Consider the following 17,245-nt stretch of genomic DNA (forward strand, 5'->3'; position numbering starts at 1 on the left):
CTCTACCCCACGGGAGGTCCGTTTCCCGATTGCTGTCAGACTCTTCACTGACCGCAAGCGGACAATAAGCTACCTTTCTCTTGCCGGAGGAATGAAACGCCGGAAGCCGCGGCGCGATCGGAATTCAGCCGTGATCATTTCCGCGGTATTTCAGCCGCAGGAATCGAAACACCTCGAGTCTCCGATATATCCCCACCAGTATGGCAGGCAGAGCCGGCGAAGCGCTTTCCAAGTCGATCAATTCAGGCTCTACTGCCTGGATCTTGCGTTGCTTCCGGCGCAGTTCACAACCGTGGTGAGCCATTACGTTTCGCAGCCAGTCGACGTGCTCGCCGTACGGCAAAGGGATCAAGATATCATCTTCCCGATACGTCGCGATCACCGGCGTTTCGTACTTACGTCCGCTGCGCCGCCCCTCATGGACGAGCACCGAAAATGGGCCGATCCCGCGCCGGGCGATAAACAAAGTAATGTGGTTGAGGAAATATTTGTTGACAAAGCGCATGCCGTTCGCTAATCGCTCATGTAAAGAGAGTTTACTTTGCGCCATGGAACCCTCCTCTCAGCTAAGCCCGAGCTGCGGCCAAATCGCTCCGGACCATCGGGAGATCACCAGGCCAATGCCTTCCCTTCTGGGTCGACATACACCGGTCCATCCAGGGACCAGGTCTTGGTCAGCAGTTTGGCCATGTCCTGGGCTGCTTGCCGGGTTGTTATCGGCGCTTGCGAACCGCCCATGTCCGAGCTGAACCATCCGGGATGCAGCGCCAACACCTAGATGCCGTCTTCTTTATAAGCATTTTGCAGCAGCCGGCTGGCCATGTTCAGCGCCGCTTTGGACATGCAGTACGAATATTCGTTCTTGCGCCACGCCGTTCCGATCCCACCGGCTTCGGAGGAGATATTGGCGATCAACTTCCCATTCCCGCGCCGCAGCAAGGGGAGTGCGTGCTTGATCACGATCAACGGCGCCACGGCGTTGATAGAAAAGGTCGGCAGATACACCGAAAAATCCACCTGCTCGAGCTCCGGTTTGGAATGCTCCAGATGTACCGCGGCGTTGTTGATCACGAGATCGAGGTGCCCGAATTCCTCCCCGATGCGCCGCATGATGTCCGCGATGGCGGGCTCGTCCGTAACGTCAGCCGAATAAAGCAGCAAATCATCCGGGAACTCATCTCGCAGTTGAAGCAGCGCTTCGCTTTCGCGACGGTTGATGGCGAAAATCCGATGAGCCTGCTGGAGCAGGATGCGCGTCAATTCGAGGCCGAGACCGCGGTTGGCGCCGGTGATGAGCACGTTTTGAGGCATGGTTTCCTCCGTCGGAGATGATCGTGGTTTGCGTTTAGATAGGGTAATCCCATCTACCTGGATACTACCGCGATCGGCGGCGATTCGATGACCGCACTGATGAACATCAAGCCCAGTAATCTGGCGTTTAAAATGGAACGGATGGTTTTGATGAACGGGAACATTTCTACATCTCCAGGGCGTGCCTGGATTCAGGCGTAAGTCGAATGGCGATCAAGGGCCGCAGCCGATCGCCACGGCCTGATGGATTGCTCGCAAAAGCGAGCGCTCGTCCCGGGAGTCCTGTCCGAGTTCCCAGATCATCACGCCGCCATAGCCATGATCGCGGGTGTAGCACGTTTTGTGTTTCACGGTAAGGACACCGTTGAAATAAACGCCCTCGACTTCGTCGATGCCAAAACCGGGAGCATATAATTCGACGATTTCGGCGTAGGCGGACGAAGTGGTCGGATGAGTCGTACGGCGGCCATAGAACGGAATCCCCAAAACCAACTGCTGCGCGGAGAATCCCGCCTCCTCGAACAGCGTCAGATCCTTTACGGCATCTTCGAAGGTGGAATGCCGGCTGCCATGATCGTAGGACATGACGTGGATGCGGTCGATGTCAATGAAAGCTTGAAAGTCGATATCCTCGTGAGGATACAGGGCAACGCTGACGATCAGTCCTGCCTGTTTGACCGCCGAAATCAATGAGACATAACGCAAGGTTTGGAATTCTCCCACGGGGAACTCCCAATCGAAATCAACGCCGTCCAGATCGTTCGCTTCGCAGAATCGCACCACGTCATCCACGAAATTGCGCCTCGATCCCCAATCCGCGATCGCTTCGATAAAGTGTTCCGAGCGGTCGTAGCCGCCTATCGATAGATGCAGACGCGTGCCGTATATCTGTTTGACTTCCCGCATGGCCTCCAGGCGTTCGGGGTTGACCCGCCGCGTATCCAAACGGCCATCTTCATCCGGTTCCGCAGAGAAATAGACCAAATCCGTCAGGCAGCTGCCCCAGGATGGTTCGAAATCCCGGTACTCCGGCAGGTAGCCAACGACCAGGAAATCGTCACTCATCTCCAGCGAGGTTTGGCACCAGGTGGAAGGCGTTGGCGTAGCAGAGAGCTCGCGCGTCGGAGTCGAAGATATATCGGCGAGCGGTGTCACACCGGATGTGGCAGTATCGAAGGTGCGCAGCGTCGAGTTCGAAGAAACGGTCGGGGTCGATCTCCCGCAAGCAGCGATCAGCCAAAGGAAAACTGGGAGCAGGCAGAGCATCTTTGAGTCCCTCATATCAATGCCGATCACCCATCACTCGCAAGGTGTCGAGCGCTCTCGCCCGCGAATCCCACGGCACGAAGAGGTGATCGTGATAGTACGCCGAAACCGGGTTGACGCTGATGCCCTCTTCCGCCAGTTTGTCCGTGATCGCGGCCAGGAAGCCTACTGCATTCAGCGAGGAATGCACGTCCAGGGTGATGCAGGCCCAAATGGAGTCGTACGGCAGATCACAATCGCGCGCTTCCTCCTCGTCGAGGATAATGCTGACCCCTTCCGCCTCGAAGAAGGTACCGAGCGGCTTGAACGGCAGACGCTCGTACGTTTCCGCATCTACGCTGCAAAAAACGTATGGGGATTCGTGCAGAATAGGCTGCATGTTATTCAGTAAGGTCGATAGATCGGATTCCCCGCTCATCAAGCTGCTTCACTCCGGGGAATGAACGATTGCATCATCCCAACCTCGAGATATTCAGACTTCATTTCCTGGCTTTACTGCGCTAAATACCCCAACGAAGGTGTTCTTGTACACACAATCCACGTCCACAAAGCCGGCGTCTGCAAGCCACTTCAGCTGATCCGTGAGCAGGGCGTCCTGATCGTACGCTTTACGGCGGACGATACTTTCACGAATCCGTCCTTCTTGCGCACCTCGCGCTCGGACCATCGTCAGCCAGCGCGACCAGTAGAACTCCTGCAGGTTTGGGGTCGGGCCCTTGACTTGATCGACATTGATGAACATGCCGCCTTCACGCAGCGCAGCATAGACGCCGTGAAAGAGGTTCTGCTTCTCTTCATCCGTGAGGTGATGGATGGACAGGCTGGAAACCACCAGGTCGAAGTCCGCCGTGAAGTCGATCGCGCGGTAGTCATCTACGATGAACTGGAACTGCTCGATCTTGTCTTTGAAGCGCCGACGCCCGGCGGCCAGCATTTCCTCCGCTACATCGATCAACGTGAATCTGGCCTGCGGACACTTCTCCAGGACGTGCTGCGAGAACAAACCCGTGCCCGCGCCCAGGTCCAGCACTTCTATGCCTTCTTCCGGCTTGAAGGGGATCAAGTCCTTCGCGATGGCGAAGATGGCCTCATAGTCGGGCAGGGCGGCCTTGATCCAATCATCGTAGTATGTCACGGACTCGTCGAACGCATCACCGATAGTCACAGATAGGCTCCGAACTCAAACATGAAAGCAAACGGCAATCTTCATTCTTCATAGATACACAGCGAAATCTTGTCACCCGGATGAGCACCTGATTCATACGCCGGGAACTCGCCAATTCTTACACAATGCGACCCGACTGTAAAGATTTCTACCAATCGCGGACCCAGAGGGTATGCAGAAAATACGAAATGCATTGACAATTCGCCGGAGGTATGCCATAATCAACCCGCATACATACCGTACGTTCAGTATGAGTGATCCGATGACCGAAATGGCGGAAGCCAAAACCCAGAAGCAGCTGCAAAGCGAACGCACTCGCCGGCGCATCATCCAGGCGGCCGCGGAGCTTTTCGTGCACAAAGGCTTCAACGGCACCTCGATCTCCGATCTGGCCGAAGCGGTCGACCTGACCAAGGGTGCCATCTACCATCATTTCGAAAACAAAGACGCCATATTTTTCGCCGTGGTCGACATGGTGCGTCACGATTGGAATCGGGCCGTGGTGCGGGACGTGATGAAGGCCAAAAATGCATTGGATCGGATTTCCGTGCTGCTCGACAACCACACGCGCGTGGTGCGCGAAAATCCGACGCTCTGCCTGGTGATGGCCAGCCTGGTCACGGACACCGATCTGGACGATAAATCCGATTTCGCCGTCGCGCTGGTGGAGGTTTACGAGGAATTGACGGCTTTCATCGAGCGCATCGTCCAGAAAGGCCAAACGGCCGGCGAGGTCCGCTCTGATTTGGATGCGCGTATGGTGGCGCTCAACATTGTCGGCATGATGCGGGCAACATGCTGCCGCATGCTCAAGCGTTTGAGCGCCGACGACGCCGGCGACCCTGAGTTTTTTTCGTATAGATACATACCGAACGTTAGGTATGGACGATCAACGTGGTTCATCAGCCTTCGTCCCAAGTTTCCATTTACAAAGACGGACGAAGTAAAAAGGAAAAACTCCGTGGACCAAATTCAAACGAGCTACCTGCCCACCTATGACGGCTGTTTCGTGTGCGGCCAAGCACATCCCCGGGGCCTGCGCATTCGTTTCTTCACCGGCGACTTCGGCCAGGTACGTGCGCGCTTCACGCCGGACCCCATGTTCTGCGGATATAAAAATATCGTGCACGGCGGCTTGATCGGCGCCCTGCTGGACGAGCTTCTGGGCTGGCCGATCGCCTTGCAGACCGGGCGGATGTGCGTGACCGGGGAGCTCTCCGTCCGCTACCTGAGACCCATGCCTGCGCAAACCGTCTATCTTGCCAGCGCCGATCCGGGCAGCAATCGGGGCAAATACTGGGTCGCCAGCGGGGACATCCGTGACGGTCAGAGTGTGGTCTACGCCAAAGCCCGGGGAAAATATTTCCTGCTGTCTGCCGAAGAGACGGCGAAAATTGCCTATGAACTCCGCTACCAACCAGGCGACCCGCCGGTGTTCCGCTACCCCGGCCAAAAGAAAATACTCGATCCGCAAATGATCGGCCGTTTCGAGAGTTCAAGGACTCCTCACCTTCTCAAAGGATGTACACCATGATCCACGAACGAATATTGGACATCGCCAGAGACGAGAACGCAGCAGTGATCGGCATGGCGCCAATTTCAACTCTGGCCGATGAACCCGCGGGCTATCGCCCTGAGGACCTGCTGCCCACAGCGCGCAGCCTGATCTGCTTCGGCATCCCCGTACCGAGTGCCGTATATCAAACGCCGGAACGTTCGGCGGACTTCACCTGCCGCACGCAAAGCCTCCACTACCGCCGCCTGGATGCGCTCGCCGTTCGATTTGCAAACTTGCTTGAGGAAAACGGGGAACAAGCGCTGCCCAGATATGGATGCGCGCCGATAGCCATCAACCAGAATCGTGACGTAGCCGGCTACATCAACCAGATTCACATGGCGGAAGCCGCGGGGATCGGTGTAATCGGCCGCAACGGTTTGCTGCTCCACCCTCGTTACGGCGCCAGATTGATTCTGGGCGGAGTCCTTACCAGCGCCGATCTGCCCTGTATGCGCTATCCCGATGTCGATGCGCCAAACTGTCCGGCGAACTGCAGCATCTGCGTGGACGCTTGTCCGGTGAGTGCCATCTCGCCGGAAGAGAAACGTGTGAAGATCATGCGCTGTTTGAGCCACACGGCCTATCTGCCATTACTGCCCAAATTCAAGTTTTTCTGGCTGCGGCAGTTTAAACCTGCAGCCGCGGCGAGGCTGATGAACCTGACGACGCTGGACGAGCACACGCTGCATCGTTGTTCGCGGTGCGTGGCGCTCTGCCCGTATGGTGATTCCGCGCAAGCATAACGAACACCTCTCGCTTTCGTAGCGTTACGGCTGGTATCCCTCTTCGAACGAGGTATACAGGTATGGACAATGATTGAGGTAGCTTTGCGATTCCTCATTCGAGAACGACCAGTTATCGTCGGTCCAGCCCATGATTTCCTTGCAGGACGGCGTGGCGTAATGATCGTCGTTCGTACCTGTTCCGAAGGGGTGCAGGAATTCATGCACGATTCCGGCGGCGGTGAAGAACGTCGGCGTGGAAGCGTAAAGATCATCCACAAGCGTTGAACACATGGAATAGCCATACTTTTGAACGCAGGGCGTTCCAGCGTGGTTTCGGCATTCCCCGTCGATGGAAACGTCGCTGACGACCTGCTCTTCGCCGCCATAACCACAAATTCCAAACCGGTGACTCCAATGTATGACCGCCAGGTAGACGTGCTGGTCTCCGGCGATCGGGGAAACGAAGTCATTGCGGAAATCTCCAGGTCCGGCAATCCAACCCGAGTATCCCCCATAAAGCCGTGCCATGCCGTGATCGCCAAATGAAAAGATCACCAGACCGTTGGGGATCTCCACAGCGATTGTGTCCAGATAAGTGAAAGCCATCTCCTGGATCGTGCCACTCGGCACCATTTCCTGGTAATCGATCAGCTCGAAGACGAAGCCCGTTCTCTCCTGCAGGATCTGAGAGGATTCACGCAGTACAGCTTCCGCCGCTTCGCGGACAACGGACTCTGAAGTTTGATCGACGAGGATCGCCACCGTAAAAATTCCCCGGGCTTCACCAAGCGCATCTTCTGGTGTGGACGCCGCTTCGCTTCCGGAAATCGTGTCCGTCGGTCGAGGCGATACAATCACCCCGTCGGCTTCCGGCGTTTGCGTTGATTGAAAAGCACCGCCGTTTCCGGGCCAATTGCAGGCCAGGGCAACCAAAACGAGTAATCCCAACGAAACGAAGCCCATTCGTCGCATCACGACCCTCCATACTCCCCTGTGTGGACATCCGCGCTGCCAACGCCATGCGAATTGAAATCAATAATTAGTATCTGTGCTGCTGGAGATCGAGCTCGTTCCCAATATATCAGCGCGTAGAGACTCGTACTCTGTCACGCCTCACTCGTCGGCAAATAAGGCATGGCGGGACCACCTTCAATCCCCAGCAATTCTGCCAGCGCCACCTGCATCGCCGTGCGGTCATCCCAGGGATATTCGATCGCGCCAAAACACATCGACTGTTCATGCCCCTTACCGCAGGCGATCACCAAATCGCCGGGGTGGGCTTCTCGTACGGCGAAACGCAGGGCGTCGCCACGGTCCGGCTTGCGCCAGAAGGTCTTCCCTTCGACGCCGCCCTTGGCTCGTGCGCCCTGGGCCATTTCTTCTAAAATACTGTCCAACGATTCCGTACGTGGATCTTCAGCCGTCAGGATCGTCAGATCGGCAAGTTCGGCGGAGACCTCCGCCATCATGCGCCGTTTCTCCCGGTCCCTCAACCCGGCCGACCCGAAGACGGCGATCACACGCCCCTGGGTGATTTCACGCGCCGTTTCCAACGCTCTGCGCAGGGCATTGGGGGTGTGGGCGAAATCGACGATGGCGGTGAACGACTGACCCAAATCGATACGCTGCATGCGCCCCGGAACGCGTTTGAGTTGGGCGATCCCCTCCGCAGCCGCCGCCGGCGCGATCCCCAGCGCTTCGACGGCGACGGTCAATGCAGCCAGGCAGTTCGGAACGTTATAGCGCCCGATCAAATTGCTCTCGATATTCACCTCGAAGCTGGCGCTGCAAGCCGTGAAGTGCAGGCTTCCACTGCGGCTTTCGACGTCCTTCGCATAGACGCCGGCGTTCTCCTTCAATCCGTAGGTCAGGCAGCGCGCATTCGTGACCCCGCGCAGGAAATCATAAGAAGCGTCATCCCGGTTGAGCACCGCCGTCTTTTCGGGCGCGAATGGCTTCTGTGAACCCTGCAATCCTTGTGAGAACAACCGGCTTTTTGCCTGCCTGTACGCCTCGTAGGAACCGTGATAATCGAGATGTTCGTGAGTGATGTTGGTGACGACAGCAACATCGAATTCGCATGCCCCGACCCTTTGCTGCGCCAGGCCGTGAGACGTGGCCTCCAGGACGCAGTGCGTGATCCCTTCGTCGACCATCTGCGCCAGGTAGCCCTGGATCTCGAGGGCGTCCGGTGTGGTAACGTGCAACCCTGTGTCCAACGTATGAGAACCGATGACCACGTTGAGCGTGGTGAGCAGGCCGGCTGCGCAGCCCGCATTGCGTAGAATCCGGTGGATCAAGCTGGCGGTCGTCGTCTTGCCGTCCGTGCCGGTGACCCCGATGAGGATCAAATTGTGCGAGGGATGATCGTACCAGGCGGCCGCAATCTGAGCCCAGGCCAGACGTGAATCGGGAACTCGAAAGTAGGGGATACCCAATCCGGCTACGTCTTTCTCACCGACGGCGGCAGCCGCGCCTCTTCTTTCGGCATCGGCCAGGAAGTCATGCCCGTCTTTCTCACTCCCGCTGAGAGCGACGAACAGCGCGCCTTCCTGCGCGGCGCGCGAATCGGCGGTCAGCTTCGTGATCTCGAAATCCGGCTGGCCACCGAGGTCGATTACGTCCAAATTACGTAAGATATGAAGTAAACGCATGTTCAAGAAAACACGCAGTTAACGCGCAGTGTTCCTATGAAGCACAAACGCATCCCCGCGTGAAAGATTATTCGAGGGTTTGGCGTAGGCTTTCAAGCTTCCCGGCAACCGAACCGTCCAGCACCTTGTCACCCACACGTATCACCAAACCGCCCAGGATGTCCGTTTCCACACGGAAACTAACCGTCGCTCCCCCACCCAACCTGCTCAACACCTCGCGTTTCACGAGATCCTGTTCCTTATCCGTCAACGGCAGGGCGCTGGTGACTTCAGCTCTTGTGCCGGTGAGTTTCTCATCTTCGAGCAAAACTACTTTGCCGTCCCGCACTCCGCTGAAGAAGTCATTGATCAATGCGCGCTGGCGTTTTTCATCGAGCGCCTCGCCGATGACCTTCTGAGCCGCCGCGATGGCCAAAGCAGCCACCTGCCCGCGCAGATCGCGCAGCGCCTGGATTTTCGCTTGTTCGCTTTCATCCTTGGCGACCTCGCGAATGTGCATCGCCTGTCGTTCCGCCTCGTTTTTAATGTCGATGGCTGTATTTCCCGCACGCTCGCCGGCTTCACGCACGACTTTCGCCGCTTCCTGACGGGCTTTATCGAGAATCGATTCCGCTTCTACTTCTGCGTTGGCGCGAGCTTCAGCCGCCTCGCGTGCATCCTGCAAGCCCTGCTCCATGGTCGCGCGCCGCCGTTCGAGCAGCTCGACGATGGGGATAAACACCCATTTGCGCAGCACGACGAACAGGATCAAAAAATTTAAAACTTGAACGAGTAGATAGCCAAGGTTTATGCCTAACGCTTTCAAGGGTATCCTCCTACTCAGGATCGATCCGACCGGTTCATTATCCTACGAAGAGGATGAGTAAGGCGACAACCAGCGAGTAGATCGCCACGGCCTCTGCGAATGCAATGCCAAGGACCATGTTCGTCTGGATCATGCCGGAAGCGTCGGGGTTGCGCCCCATCGCCTGTAGCGCTCCGCTACCAACGACGCCGATCCCGAGACCGGCTCCGATCATACCCAGGGTAGCGAGTCCGGCACCAATGAGTTTTCCGAGAATGCGGGCGGATTCATAATCCATATGCGCTGCCCTCCTTTTTCGATTTTTCGAGTTCAAGCCCCTTCGTGGGCTTCATCTCCGTGTCCAGCGGTCGCTTGTGCCATGAAGATCATGGCCAGCATACCGAATACGATGGCTTGAATCAAACCGACGCCAAATTCCAAAGCAAGAAATATCGTCTGTGCAAATACCGGAACCAGACTGCCAATCACGAAAAGCAGGATCGATCCGGCGAAAATATTGCCGAACAACCGGAAGGAAAACGAGATGATGCGCGAGATCTCGCTGACGATTTCCAGGAGACCTACGGCGAAGTCGATGACCCCAAAGATAGGTTTACTGAAAATGGGCTTGACGTTGATGAACTTCTTGAAATACGACAGGCCCAGGGCCCGAATTCCGTAAACCTGCACCATGACCACGACGGTCAGGGCGAGCGCCACGGTGAAATTCAAGTCTGTCGACACTACCCGCACAAAGGGCACGATCGAATACGATCCGGAGGTCGACGCCGCAGCGGCTTGCGTACTTTGCTTCACGATCGTGATGATCGAGAGATTCCCAAATTGTCCTAATTCTTGAATGGGATATCCTTCGTGCTGCACGCCATGGACTTCCCCGATACTGTCGACGCCGGGGATCAATTCCATCCAATTCGCCATGAGTACGATGAGAACGATGCTCGCCATCCAGGGGAAAAACTGCTTGGCCCATTTACCCGCCGTCGTTTCTGCCAATCCGTACAGTGCTTCCAGTACGGTCTGTATCGCACCGACGACCCCCCTGAACACCAGCTCACCGCTGCGAATGGCACGATGTACGGCAAAAGCCAGCAGCAGCACAATGAGATCGACGATTAAAGTGGCAACGATTGTGTTGGTGAGATAAATCTCACCGACGAGGGGAAGCGTGATGGGGCCGGCTAACTCTTCAGCCGGCAACTGTACGTGCGGCAGGATCGGGGGAAAGGCTTTGGCGGCTAACACACCCAGAATGACAAACAGGAAGACAAACCAGCGGTTGACGCCCCATCGCCACTTACGGGTTTCCTCCACGCGCAACCTCCTCGTGTTCAGAATCCTGAGACTCAGTTTGCTTACCGAGACCAGCGGTGCTGTGCAGTACCACTCGATAGATCAGGAACATCGTTAAAGGGAAGCTTGCCAATACTAAAACGATTGTGATGATCGGCTGAGTGTTGAAATGCAGATCGATGAGCAAGCCGATGACGATTGGGATGACGACCAGGAAGAGGGTTAGACATCCAACTTTTCCGAATACACCGATAAGTGCCTGAGAGAATCCCAAATGGTTTTGCGCTGTACCGGGCGAATTACCGTTTTGGGCCATCGTTAGAGAATTCTATCACAAGCATTTTTTAGGGTCAAAAGAGCGCTCTTGTCCAATTAAAACAGCGCTTTTGCCGCTTCCACGGCAAGATTCAACCACGGTCCACTGATCGTTCCAATTCCGACAATCGCCAGCGAACAAAGTCCCAATGTCACCCCAAAGGGTTTTGGTACGTCGATGGCCACGTGTTCTTCTTCGGATCGATAGAGATAAACCACCTTCAGGATCGTCATGTAGTAGTACAACCCGACAATGGCATTCAGGACAGCGACGATGGCCAGCCATATCCAGCCGCTTTGCACGGCCGCAGCAAAGACGTAAAACTTGGCCACGAAGCCGACGAGGGGCGGCATACCGGCAAGGGACAGCAGTGCCACCATGAGCGCCAAAGCCAAACCCGGCGAGCGGCGGCTCAATCCGGCATAATCCGCGATTTGCTCGGAACCGGCGGTCTGGGCAAACAGGATGACGATCGTAAAAGCGGCCAGGTTGGAAACAACGTAGCCAACCAGATAGAAAACCAGGCTGGCTGCACCAAAACTGCTCAAGGCGACCAATCCGATCAGTGCATAGCCGGCATGCGCGATCGAGGAGTAGGCAAGCAGGCGCTTGATATTCTTTTGAGAGATGGCGAGTAAATTTCCGATCGTCATCGTTGCTGCGGCCATGATCGCCAGCAGTGTGGCCCAGTAGGATTCGATCGTCGGAAACGCGACCAGCATGACGCGCAGCAGCACGGAAAAGCCCGCAGCTTTTGAGGCCGTCGAGATAAACGCCGTGATCGGCGTCGGCGCGCCTTCGTAAACATCCGGACTCCAGAAATGAAAAGGAACGACGGACACCTTGAATCCGAATCCGACGAGAACCAACAACACCGTACCGAGCAAGATCCACGGCGAGAAATCTTCCACGCGGATCATGGCCGCCAGGCGGTAGATGTTGGTCTCTCCCGTAAAACCGTACAGCAAACTGAAGCCGTACAGCATCACGGCCGAAGTCAGGGCGCCGAAGAGAAAATACTTGATCCCGGCTTCGGTGGATTTATCATCCGCCTTGATAAAGCCGGCCAAAATATAGAGCGGGATGGAGGTGGTCTCGATCGCCAAAAGCAGCATTATCAAATCCGCAGCCGCTGCCATCAAACACATGCCGAACGCAGCCACGAGCAGCAGGGCGAAATATTCTCCCTGCACGGCCAGTTCATCCATATCGAGGCTGATGATGCTGGTTACGGCCGCAGCGAAAAGGAACACCAACGTGAAGGTGAACCCGATCCAATCGTGGCGCAGCATACCGCCAAAGATCAGCAAGGGCTCACCGCCTACTTCCGGCCGGCTGAACACCACCGTTGCGATAAACGTGAGCAGCAAGCCGCCTGCGCTGACCCATCCGAGCAGCCGCCGGCGCCGGCGCCAGAAAATATCGACGGCCAGAATCAAACCGGCAAGAGTGAGAAGTAGAATCTCTGGAAGAACAAAGAGAATGTGCGTGGATTCAAACTCCGCAAAAGCCACCTATGCACCTCCGAAAAGCGCCAGGACGGCATTTGCGCCGGATTCGACCAGCGGCGCCATAATCGTTGGGTATACGCCGATGAGGATCAATATACCGGCCAGCAAGGCCAAAGCGAGGCGATCGAAATGGGTGATGCTCGAAAGATGACCCTCGAATTCTTCGGGGATCTTCCCGAAGAAAACTCGGCCGATGACGCGCATGATGTAAGCCGCGGTGATGACGATGCCCAAGGCGGCGATGATGGCCACGAGAGGCTGCCGCTGCCATAGTCCCATGAAGATCGGGAATTCAGCGATGAAACCGGAGAATCCCGGCATGCCCATGGACACCAGACCGCCCACGATGAACGCGACGGCCACCAAAGGCATGACCTTCGAGAATCCACCCAACCTGGGAATCTCACGCGTGTGCGCACGATCGTACACCATGCCCACGACAGCAAAGAAGAGCGCCGTCATCACACCGTGGGAGAACATCTGCAAGCCGGCACCCGTCAGCCCGTTCAGGTTGAGTGTGGCAAACCCCAGCATCACCAAACCCATGTGCGAGACGGACGAAAAGCCGATGACGTACTTAAAATCTCGCTGCACCATGGCGATCAGCGCACCGTAGACCACGTTGACCGTCGCCAGGACGAGAATCAATGGAGCCCACATCTTGGCGCCTTGCGGCATGAGCATGATCCCCACCCGCAGCGCGGCGAAGGCACCCAGTTTCATCAGCACCCCGGCGTGGAACATCGAGACCGCGGTGGGTGCGGCGACGTGACCATCCGGAGACCAATTGTGTACCGGGAAGATGCCGCCCAGGACGGCAAATCCGAAGAAAACGAAGGGAAACCAGAAACGCTGGAATACCGTCGAGAATCCCGCTTGCTGCAAGGCGATCATGTCGAACGTGTGCAGGTCTGCGGTGAAGTACATCGCCAGAGCGCCCACGAGGGCAATAACGGAACCGATAAAGAGATACAGGGTGAGCTTCATCGCCGCGTACTCGCGTGTGACCTTCCAGCCCCAAATGGAAATCAACAGATACATCGGGAAAACGGCAATCTCGTAGAAAAAGAACAATTGGAAGAGGTCGAGCGAGATGAAAACACCGAACACGCCCGTCGCCAGGATGAAGAGAAAGGCAAAGAATTCCCGCGGCCGATCGTCGACGCCCCAGGAGATCAACACGCCGGTAAAAATAACCACGCCGGTAAGCAGAACGAGGGGCAGATTCATACCGTCCACGCCGACGTGGTAGGAAATACCGAGCGCCGCGATCCACGGGAACGGACCTTCCTCGAATTGATACCCACCGAGGGTTTGATCGTAGGAAAAGTACGTCACGACGGAGAGTGAAAAGCAGGTGGCCGCGGCGGCCAATGCGACCCAGCGAATGAGATTTTTACGGTCGCCGGGGAGCAGCAGCAGAATCATCGCCGTCCCGATGGGAATGAAGCTGATCACACTCAGGATTGGAAAATTCATAACCTACTCTCTAGCTTCCGTGAGGCAAGCCGCGTGATCGGGAGAAATCTACGTACGTAGCAATTGAGAATCTCAATCATTCGCCAATAACCTCGGTCAGCCGAACAGACGGAGAATGGTGTTGTTGATGACGCCCAATATCCAACTCGGCCATATGCCGATCAGCAGCATGAGCAGCATGAGCGGCGCGATGGCCAGGATTTCCCGCCGGTTGATTTCGAGCCGATGACCCAGCCATTTCTCGTTCAGCGGACCTTGAAGGACTTTCTTGATTCCCTTCAGAATGTACGCGCCGGTGATCAACAACCCGATCATCGAAAGCGCTGTATATAAGGTCAGAATCGGCCAGCTTCCCCGCACGACGAGAAATTCGGAAACGAAGCCGTTCAATCCCGGTAAACCCAAGGACGCCATGCCCGTAAAAATCAATATGCCGCCGTAGACCGGCGCCAACGGAAACAATCCGCCATACGAATCCAGATCGCGCGAGTGCGTCCGTTCGTAGATCACGCCCACGAGCAGGAACATACCCGCTGCCGAGAGACCGTGGTTGAACATCTGCAAGACCGCGCCGTTGAGGGCGATCACGGCATCCTGGCTGCCGTTTTGAACGAAAGCCGCGGCGGCAATTCCCAGCACGACGAAACCCATATGGTTAACCGAGGAATACGCCACCAGCCGCTTGAAATCGTTCTGGCCCCACGAAGCGAATGCGCCGAAAATGATCGCCAACGTACCCAGCAGTCCCAATACACCGGCAAACTGTTTCGCCTCGACGGGATACAGCGGCAGCACCAGGCGCAGGAAGCCGTAGGCGCCCAGTTTGAGCAGCACGCCCGCCAGGATCATGGAACCACCGGTGGGCGCTTCCGTGTGGGCATCCGGAAGCCAGGTGTGGAAGGGCCAGATCGGGACTTTGATGGCAAAGGCGACGACGAAAGCCCAAAAAGCGATGGTTTTTACCGTACTCGTGGGAAGTGTGATCGGCAGACCCAGCAGCTGCAAGGGCTGATCGAGCGCGGTCCATTTGGAGGTGATCTCGAGCAGATCGAACGTCCCGGCGGTCACGCCGATCAATTGGATGGCCAGCAGCAATCCGAGCGACCCGGCCATGGTGTAAATCAAGAATTTAAAGGAGGCATATTCCCGGTTGGCGCTGCCCCACTGGTTGATCAGGAAGTACATCGGGATCAAACCGACTTCCCAGAAAACGAAGAAGAGCAGCAGATCGAGCGAAAGGAATACGCCCAGCATACCTGTTTCGAGAAGCAGGAAGAGTGCCATGAACGTGCGCACGCGATCCCCTACGTTCCAGGAAATCAACAACGCGAGCGGAGTGAGCAGCGTGGTGAGCAGTACCATCGATACGGAAATCCCATCTACGCCCAGGAAGTAGCTCGACCCGATCGCTTCGTACCACACGGCGCGTTCGACGTATTGAAATCCTGACGCCGAAGAGTCATAGGTAAACCACAGCCAAACGGCCAAACCAAACGGTATCAGGCTGGCCAGAGTCGCTGCCCAGCGGATCACCTTCACCCGCGAATGCGGCAGCAATAATATCAACAGCGCCGCGACCGTGGGCGAGAAGAGGATCAAAGAGAGCAGATGATCTTGGATGACTTCCATTCCGGGTCGTCTCCCGCAAGCCAGCTCATGGCTGGAAGAAAATCACGTACGACAACAACAAACCGGTGAACAACAAACCAATGACGAGGTACTCCTGCACCCGACCGGTCTGGATCACACGAATACGACGGCCGAAGCGTTTCACGCCCTCCCCAACGGCGTCCCCAAAACCGTTGACGATGGGCAAGTCGATGGCGTTGCGCAGGAACGATCCGAGCCATAGTGCGGTCCGGCCTACTGCGTGCAGGAATCCATCGATTACTCCGCGGTCGAGCCAGCGGTAGACGAAGGTCTCTGCGAACCAGTAAGCAGGACGCACGAAAAGAAGATCGTACAACTCATCGAAATAATACTTATTTTGAAGCAGCCGGTAGATGGGCCCCAGCGGCCGCGAAAGCGGGTCCGCGACGCCGGATGGCACGCGCCGATACACCAGCCAGCCCAGGAGCAAACCCGTAAGGGCGACACCCACCGAGGTAAGCAACGGCACGGCGTTGAACGGCAGCGCTTGCGGGTGTTCCAGCAGCGTGCCGCCCACGAACTCGTGGAACCAGTTTGGCAGCAAGCCGCCGAGCACCGGGAATTCTTCCGGAATCCCGATCCAACCGGCGGCGACGGCGAAGACCGCCAGCACCACAAGCGGCAACGTCATCGACCACACCGATTCGTGCGCCTGCCCGGCCGCCGGCGTACGCGGCTTCCCCAGGAAAGTCAGGGTGATTTGACGCATGGTGTAGAACGCAGTAAGAAAGGCCGCCAGCGCCAGGACGATAAATACCGCCTGATGGTTGGCGAAGGCGTCCGCCAGGATCTCGTCCTTCGACCAGAAACCCGCCGTGAGCAGCGGAAATCCGGAGAGGGCAAATCCGCCGATCAGGAAGGTCCAGAAGGTGCGCGGCATCTTCCGGCGCAGGCCGCCCATGTTGAACATGTCCTGCGCGTCGGTGTGCTCCTGAGAGGCATGCACACCGTGTTCCATGCCGTGGATCACCGATCCGGAGCCTAGAAAGAGCAGCGCCTTGAAAAATGCATGCGTGATCAGATGGAAGGCGCCCGCAACGTAAGCGCCGATGCCCACGGCAGCCACCATGTACCCCAACTGCGAGATCGTCGAATATGCCAGAACACGTTTGATGTCGTTCTGCGCCAGCGCGATCGTCGCCGCAAACAGCGCCGTGAAGGCACCGATGAAGGCCACCGTTGAAAGCGTCGTTGTCAGCGGCATGCCCTCGTGCCATCCGGCAGTCAGCAGCGGGAAGAAGCGCAGCACCAGATAAACACCGGCTGAAACCATCGTCGCGGCATGGATCATGGCGGAAACCGGCGTAGGGCCTTCCATGGCGTCCGGCAGCCAGACGTGCAGCGGCCATTGTGCTGACTTGCCGACGGTTCCCATGAACAACAGCAAGCCGATCAATCCGGCCGCCGAGAAACCCTCGATCACGGAAGGAGTCGCAGCCAGGGTGTGCAGCACCTCATCGTTGAAGAGGATCTGGCGGAAATTGAGCGTCCCCGTCTCGGTGTAGAGATAGGCCA

The 17,245-nt window shown here is 56.9% G+C and carries 18 protein-coding genes; 2 read left to right on the forward strand and 16 right to left on the reverse strand.

Annotated elements, in window-relative coordinates:
* Window positions 1–124: 124 nt before the first annotated feature.
* From P8Z34_15080 to P8Z34_15105, 6 genes are all read right to left on the reverse strand, one after another.
* Window positions 125–550 (reverse strand): nitroreductase/quinone reductase family protein, encoded by a 426-nt coding sequence (locus tag P8Z34_15080; GenBank protein MEJ2551996.1) that lies wholly within the window; start codon window positions 548–550, stop codon window positions 125–127.
* Window positions 551–609: 59 nt separating this feature from the next.
* Window positions 610–774, reverse strand: a complete 165-nt coding sequence (locus P8Z34_15085) for a hypothetical protein (protein ID MEJ2551997.1) — start codon at window positions 772–774, stop codon at window positions 610–612.
* A complete protein-coding gene (locus P8Z34_15090) occupies window positions 775–1,311 on the reverse strand; it encodes an SDR family NAD(P)-dependent oxidoreductase (GenBank protein MEJ2551998.1) in 537 nt (178 codons plus the stop codon). It lies immediately after the preceding gene.
* Window positions 1,312–1,524: 213 nt separating this feature from the next.
* Window positions 1,525–2,577 (reverse strand): glycoside hydrolase family 18 protein, encoded by a 1,053-nt coding sequence (locus tag P8Z34_15095; protein MEJ2551999.1) that lies wholly within the window; start codon window positions 2,575–2,577, stop codon window positions 1,525–1,527.
* Window positions 2,578–2,593: 16 nt separating this feature from the next.
* The gene (locus tag P8Z34_15100; protein ID MEJ2552000.1) at window positions 2,594–2,995 is read right to left on the reverse strand and encodes an ACT domain-containing protein; all 402 of its coding nucleotides are present in this window, start codon (window positions 2,993–2,995) and stop codon (window positions 2,594–2,596) included.
* A 54-nt stretch (window positions 2,996–3,049) separates the two neighbouring features.
* Window positions 3,050–3,742, reverse strand: coding sequence for a class I SAM-dependent methyltransferase (locus tag P8Z34_15105; GenBank protein MEJ2552001.1), 693 nt, complete (start codon window positions 3,740–3,742; stop codon window positions 3,050–3,052).
* A gap of 262 nt (window positions 3,743–4,004) precedes the next feature.
* Here P8Z34_15105 and P8Z34_15110 point away from each other — a divergent pair, with 262 nt between their 5' ends.
* Both P8Z34_15110 and P8Z34_15115 read left to right on the forward strand, forming a co-directional pair.
* Window positions 4,005–5,276: a TetR family transcriptional regulator gene (locus P8Z34_15110; protein ID MEJ2552002.1), complete on the forward strand. Its 1,272-nt coding sequence runs from the start codon at window positions 4,005–4,007 to the stop codon at window positions 5,274–5,276.
* Complete coding sequence (locus P8Z34_15115) at window positions 5,273–6,043, forward strand: hypothetical protein (protein MEJ2552003.1); 771 nt, start codon at window positions 5,273–5,275, stop codon at window positions 6,041–6,043. Before P8Z34_15110 ends, P8Z34_15115 begins: the two co-directional genes overlap by 4 nt.
* A gap of 24 nt (window positions 6,044–6,067) precedes the next feature.
* Here P8Z34_15115 and P8Z34_15120 read toward each other — a convergent pair whose 3' ends face one another.
* From P8Z34_15120 to P8Z34_15165, 10 genes are all read right to left on the reverse strand, one after another.
* Window positions 6,068–6,997, reverse strand: a complete 930-nt coding sequence (locus tag P8Z34_15120; protein MEJ2552004.1) for a hypothetical protein — start codon at window positions 6,995–6,997, stop codon at window positions 6,068–6,070.
* A gap of 134 nt (window positions 6,998–7,131) precedes the next feature.
* Window positions 7,132–8,679, reverse strand: coding sequence for a UDP-N-acetylmuramoyl-L-alanyl-D-glutamate--2,6-diaminopimelate ligase (locus tag P8Z34_15125; GenBank protein MEJ2552005.1), 1,548 nt, complete (start codon window positions 8,677–8,679; stop codon window positions 7,132–7,134).
* A 67-nt stretch (window positions 8,680–8,746) separates the two neighbouring features.
* The gene (atpF, locus tag P8Z34_15130; protein ID MEJ2552006.1) at window positions 8,747–9,484 is read right to left on the reverse strand and encodes a F0F1 ATP synthase subunit B; all 738 of its coding nucleotides are present in this window, start codon (window positions 9,482–9,484) and stop codon (window positions 8,747–8,749) included.
* A 37-nt stretch (window positions 9,485–9,521) separates the two neighbouring features.
* Window positions 9,522–9,761: an ATP synthase F0 subunit C gene (gene atpE / locus P8Z34_15135; protein ID MEJ2552007.1), complete on the reverse strand. Its 240-nt coding sequence runs from the start codon at window positions 9,759–9,761 to the stop codon at window positions 9,522–9,524.
* 32 nt (window positions 9,762–9,793) lie between these two features.
* Window positions 9,794–10,795: a F0F1 ATP synthase subunit A gene (locus P8Z34_15140; protein ID MEJ2552008.1), complete on the reverse strand. Its 1,002-nt coding sequence runs from the start codon at window positions 10,793–10,795 to the stop codon at window positions 9,794–9,796.
* Window positions 10,779–11,090, reverse strand: a complete 312-nt coding sequence (locus P8Z34_15145; GenBank protein ID MEJ2552009.1) for an AtpZ/AtpI family protein — start codon at window positions 11,088–11,090, stop codon at window positions 10,779–10,781. The genes P8Z34_15140 and P8Z34_15145 overlap by 17 nt, the downstream gene beginning before the upstream one ends.
* 56 nt (window positions 11,091–11,146) lie before the next feature.
* The gene (locus P8Z34_15150) at window positions 11,147–12,604 is read right to left on the reverse strand and encodes an NADH-quinone oxidoreductase subunit N (GenBank protein MEJ2552010.1); all 1,458 of its coding nucleotides are present in this window, start codon (window positions 12,602–12,604) and stop codon (window positions 11,147–11,149) included.
* Complete coding sequence (locus tag P8Z34_15155) at window positions 12,605–14,080, reverse strand: NADH-quinone oxidoreductase subunit M (GenBank protein ID MEJ2552011.1); 1,476 nt, start codon at window positions 14,078–14,080, stop codon at window positions 12,605–12,607.
* A gap of 96 nt (window positions 14,081–14,176) precedes the next feature.
* Window positions 14,177–15,709 (reverse strand): NADH-quinone oxidoreductase subunit M, encoded by a 1,533-nt coding sequence (locus P8Z34_15160; GenBank protein MEJ2552012.1) that lies wholly within the window; start codon window positions 15,707–15,709, stop codon window positions 14,177–14,179.
* 25 nt (window positions 15,710–15,734) lie between these two features.
* A partial coding sequence (locus tag P8Z34_15165) for an NADH-quinone oxidoreductase subunit L (protein MEJ2552013.1) occupies window positions 15,735–17,245 on the reverse strand: 1,511 nt, incomplete at its 5' end.

This window comes from Anaerolineales bacterium, assembly GCA_037382465.1.
GTDB lineage: Bacteria > Chloroflexota > Anaerolineae > Anaerolineales > E44-bin32 > WVZH01.

Excerpts from the sequence above, each read along its gene's own strand:
- P8Z34_15080 (MEJ2551996.1), bottom strand. The coding sequence starts at position 550 with ATGGCGCAAAGTAAACTCTCTTTACATGAGCGATTAGCGAACGGCATG.
- P8Z34_15090 (MEJ2551998.1), bottom strand. The coding sequence starts at position 1,311 with ATGCCTCAAAACGTGCTCATCACCGGCGCCAACCGCGGTCTCGGCCTC.
- P8Z34_15095 (MEJ2551999.1), bottom strand. The coding sequence starts at position 2,577 with ATGCTCTGCCTGCTCCCAGTTTTCCTTTGGCTGATCGCTGCTTGCGGG.
- P8Z34_15100 (MEJ2552000.1), bottom strand. The coding sequence starts at position 2,995 with ATGAGCGGGGAATCCGATCTATCGACCTTACTGAATAACATGCAGCCT.
- P8Z34_15110 (MEJ2552002.1), top strand. The coding sequence starts at position 4,005 with ATGACCGAAATGGCGGAAGCCAAAACCCAGAAGCAGCTGCAAAGCGAA.
- P8Z34_15115 (MEJ2552003.1), top strand. The coding sequence starts at position 5,273 with ATGATCCACGAACGAATATTGGACATCGCCAGAGACGAGAACGCAGCA.
- P8Z34_15120 (MEJ2552004.1), bottom strand. The coding sequence starts at position 6,997 with ATGCGACGAATGGGCTTCGTTTCGTTGGGATTACTCGTTTTGGTTGCC.
- P8Z34_15125 (MEJ2552005.1), bottom strand. The coding sequence starts at position 8,679 with ATGCGTTTACTTCATATCTTACGTAATTTGGACGTAATCGACCTCGGT.
- atpE (MEJ2552007.1), bottom strand. The coding sequence starts at position 9,761 with ATGGATTATGAATCCGCCCGCATTCTCGGAAAACTCATTGGTGCCGGA.
- P8Z34_15145 (MEJ2552009.1), bottom strand. The coding sequence starts at position 11,090 with ATGGCCCAAAACGGTAATTCGCCCGGTACAGCGCAAAACCATTTGGGA.
- P8Z34_15155 (MEJ2552011.1), bottom strand. The coding sequence starts at position 14,080 with ATGAATTTTCCAATCCTGAGTGTGATCAGCTTCATTCCCATCGGGACG.
- P8Z34_15160 (MEJ2552012.1), bottom strand. The coding sequence starts at position 15,709 with ATGGAAGTCATCCAAGATCATCTGCTCTCTTTGATCCTCTTCTCGCCC.